General features: G+C 73.4%; 3 protein-coding genes. 2 read left to right on the top strand and 1 reads right to left on the bottom strand.

From position 1 onward, the window contains the following. A partial coding sequence (locus tag WML84_RS13755) for a HAMP domain-containing sensor histidine kinase (protein ID WP_347346704.1) occupies window positions 1-731 on the top strand: 731 nt, incomplete at its 5' end. A 211-nt stretch (window positions 732-942) separates the two neighbouring features. Here WML84_RS13755 and WML84_RS13750 read toward each other — a convergent pair. Next, a complete protein-coding gene (locus WML84_RS13750) occupies window positions 943-2823 on the bottom strand; it encodes an alpha-amylase family protein (protein ID WP_347346703.1) in 1881 nt (626 codons plus the stop codon). Window positions 2824-2938: 115 nt separating this feature from the next. On the opposite strand from WML84_RS13750, the gene WML84_RS13745 reads away from it, so the two are divergent. Next, window positions 2939-3304, top strand: a complete 366-nt coding sequence (locus WML84_RS13745; protein ID WP_347346702.1) for a methylmalonyl-CoA epimerase — start codon at window positions 2939-2941, stop codon at window positions 3302-3304. The last annotated feature ends 336 nt before the right edge of the window (window positions 3305-3640 follow it).

Raw genomic sequence — 3640 nt, 5'->3', positions numbered from 1 at the left:
GCCGCGGGCGCGAGCACGCCCGCGGACGCGCCGAGGGCGAGCGCGCCGAGCGCGACGCGCATCGGCGGTTCCTCGCGCGCCTCGACCACGAGCTCAAGAACCCGGTGACGGCGATCCGCACGGCGCTCGCGGCCGAGCCCGGCGCCGACGCGTCGCCGAACCTGCGCGTGGCGGCGGGGCAGGCCGACCGGCTCGCCTCGCTCGTGGGCGAGCTGCGCGCGCTGTCGTCGCTCGAGACCCGGGCGCTCGACCGCGAGAGCGTCGACCTCGCCGCGATCGTGCGCGAGGAGGCGGATGCCGTGACCGACGAGCTCGCCGCCCGCGGCATCCGTCGCGACATCGGGGTCGTGCTGCCGACCGCCCCGTGGCCGCTGCCGCGTGTGGCCGGCGACCCCGACCTGTTGGCCGTCGCGATCAGGAACCTGATGGTGAACGCGGCGAAGTACTCCGACGACGGCGCGCGCATCGAGCTGCGGGGCGGCGAGGACGACGGCTTCGTCGTGATCGACGTGGCCGACACCGGCTGGGGCATCCCGCCCGAGGAGCTGGCGCACGTGTGGGAGGAGCTGTGGCGCGGCGGCGACGCCCGCCGCGTCGAGGGGTCGGGGCTCGGCCTCTCGCTCGTGCGGATCGTCGCGCAGCGGCACGGCGGCGACGTCTCGATCCGCTCGCAGCCCGGCCGCGGCACGAGCGTGCGCGTCCGCATCCCCGTCGCCGCGACGCCGTCCTGACGTCGAGCGGCCCCGGTGTTCCCGCGCTCGTGCCGACGCCCGTCCCGGGGTCTTCCGGCAAGGCGGCGCCGGGGTGCAGTCCGCTCGACAAGGGGCGACATCACGCGGGAGGCGCGTCGACCTGTTTGCCGAGACGGCCGCGGCCGGCGCGATCGCGGCCGTCGGCTTCGCCGCGATCCAGGGCGGCGGCCTCGACGAGAGCCGTGCCGGCTCAGCGGGGCGTGACCCGCAGCCAGACGAAGCCGCACGCGGGCAGCGTCAGTCCCTCCGAGAGGTCGACGGGCGCGTCGGCGACGAGGTCGGTCGCCTCCGGGGCGAAGCCGCTCAGCGTGCGCGGGTACACGTGCGCCGCGTGGTCGCCGACGTTCGCGAGCGCGAGCACGACCGTGCCGTCGCCGGGCCGCTGGTAGCCGAGCACGCCCGGCGCCGACGCGTGGAAGCCGACCAGGTCGTTGCCGGCGAACTCCGGCGTCGCCTTGCGCACGGCGACGAGCCGCGTGAGCCGCTGGTGGATGCGACCGGCGGGGGTCGCGGCATCCGTCCTCTCGGCGTACCGCGCGTCCGGGCGGCGTCCGCGGTGCACCCAGCGGCTGTCGCCGCGATGCTCCGGATCGTCGGCGTAGGCGTAGTCGTTGAGCTGGCCGACCTCGTCGCCCAGGTAGATGAGCGGCAGCCCGCCGGTCGACAGCTGGATGGCGTGCGCGAGCACGACGCGGTCCTCGCCGTGCGGGTCGCCCGACTCGACGCCGGCGAGGGATGCCGTCGTGCCGGCGATGCGCGCGTCGCCGGTCTTCGGGTTCTCCTGGAAGGCGACGCCGCGCGAGAACGAGCCGAGGAAGCGGCCGACGTAGAAGTCGTTCAGGAAGCGGCGGTGCGGGTAGCCGTGGATGCCGAGCTCCGCGGCATCCTCGTCGGCGAACGTCCAGCCGATGTCGTCGTGCCCGCGCACGTAGTTCACCCACGCGGTGCCCTCGGGGAGGGCGTGCCGCCGCTCGAGCGCCTGCTGCAGCAGGCGCGGGTCGCGCGTGGCGAGCGCCTCCCACGTGAGCGCCATCTGCAGCGGGTTGTAGGAGATCTGGCACTCGTCCGGCGAGATGTAGGTGACCACCTCGTCGGGGTGGACGATCGCCTCGGACTTGAAGATCATGCCGGGAGCGGCCATCGCCAGCACCGCGTTGAACGCCTGCAGCAGCAGGTGCGCCTCGGGGAGTGACTCGCAGGGGGTGCCGAGCCGCTTCCAGATGAAGGCGACGGCGTCCATGCGGAGCACCTCCACGCCCTGGTTGGCGAGGAACAGCATCTCTTCGGCCATCGCGCGGAAGACCGCGGGGTTGGCGTAGTTGAGGTCCCACTGGAAGTGGTAGAACGTCGCCCAGATCCAGCGGCCGTCGGGCAGCTGCACGAACGAGCCGGGGTGGTCGTCGGGGAAGATCTCGCGCGTGGTGCGCTCGTACGCGTCGGGGACGGTCCGGTCGGGGAAGATCAGGTAGAAGTCCTCGTAGCCCGGCTCGCCCGCCACGGCCTTGCGCGCCCACTCGTGCTCGTCGCTGGTGTGGTTGAAGATGAAGTCGAGCACGAGCGAGATGCCCGCCTCGCGCAGCTCGGCGGCGAGCGCGGCGAGCTGCTCCATCGTGCCGAGCGCGGGGTTGACGCGACGGTAGCTCGACACCGCGTAGCCGCCGTCGTTGTCGCCCTCGGGCGCGTCGAACAGCGGCATGAGGTGCAGGTAGGTCAGCCCCAGCTCACGGAAGTAGGGGATGCGGGCGCGGATGCCGTCGAGATCGCCCGCGTAGCGGTCGACGTAGCAGACGCCGCCCAGCATGCGCTCGGACTGGAACCACTGCGGGTCCGCCGCGCGCAGCGCATCGTGCGCCTTGAGGTCGGCCGGTCGCGCCGCCCACGACGACGCGGCGGATGCCACGACCCGCGCGAGGGCCTCGCTGCCGTCCGGCCGATCGCCGTACAGGCGCGTGAACAGGCCGTGCAGGCGCGGGAACTGGGCGTCGAAGCGGGCCAGGAAGCCCTCGTCGACGTCTCCGGCGGCTTCCAGCGCGGCGGCGCGGTCGGTGTCGAGGGCTGTCAGTGCGCTCATGCGGGAACTCCTGCCACGCGACCAGACTAAGGCCACCCCGGGCGACGCCGTGGCCGAGTACGCTTCTGGCATCGCCGGTGGTCGCCGGAGGCCGTCCGATGAAGGGGACCCGCCGATGCAACTCGTCCAGATCGCCCAGCACGTCGAGGATCTCGACCGTGCGACGGACTTCTACACGGTGCTGCTGAACCGGCCGCCGCTGGCGAGGTTCGACCCGCCCGGGCTCGTGTTCTTCGACCTCGACGGCGTGCGGCTGCTGCTGGAGCGCGAGGCACCGCGCGCGCTCGTCTACCTGCGCGTCGACAACGTGCACGAGGCGATCGAGCGCGTCCGGTCGATCGCCGAGGTGGTCTCTGCGCCGCACGTCATCTTCACGCACGAGAACGATCTGCTGGGCCCTCCCGGCCACGAGGAGTGGCAGGCGTTCGTCCGCGACTCCGAGGGCAACCTGGTCGGTCTGGTCGCGTTCCAGCGCCCCTGATCCCGGCCCGCGTCGCCGGGCTCCCTCGCCCCCTGGCGCCGCCCCGTCGCGTCGGGGCACTGCCCCGGGCGCCATCCCGTCGCATCGAGCCACTGCCCTGGACGCCATCCCGTCGCATCGAGCCACCGCCCCGGCCACCGAGTCACTGCCCTCACGTCGAGTCACTGTGCCGCAACACAGTGAGCGGGCTGGAGGGCAGTGACTCGACGAACGCGCGGCGGCGAACCCCAGCCTCACGACGACGGCGCTCGCGCTGCGACTCGCGGCGCACCTCACCGCCTGACCGGCGGCATCCGCTCGCGGGCGCGTACGCTGGTCGTGTGAGCGCGTACGTCT

The sequence above is a fragment of the Microbacterium sp. genome (assembly GCF_039812165.1).
GTDB lineage: Bacteria > Actinomycetota > Actinomycetes > Actinomycetales > Microbacteriaceae > Microbacterium.
Note: the sequence above shows the minus strand (reverse complement) of the source record. Positions and strands in the feature narration are given on the sequence as shown.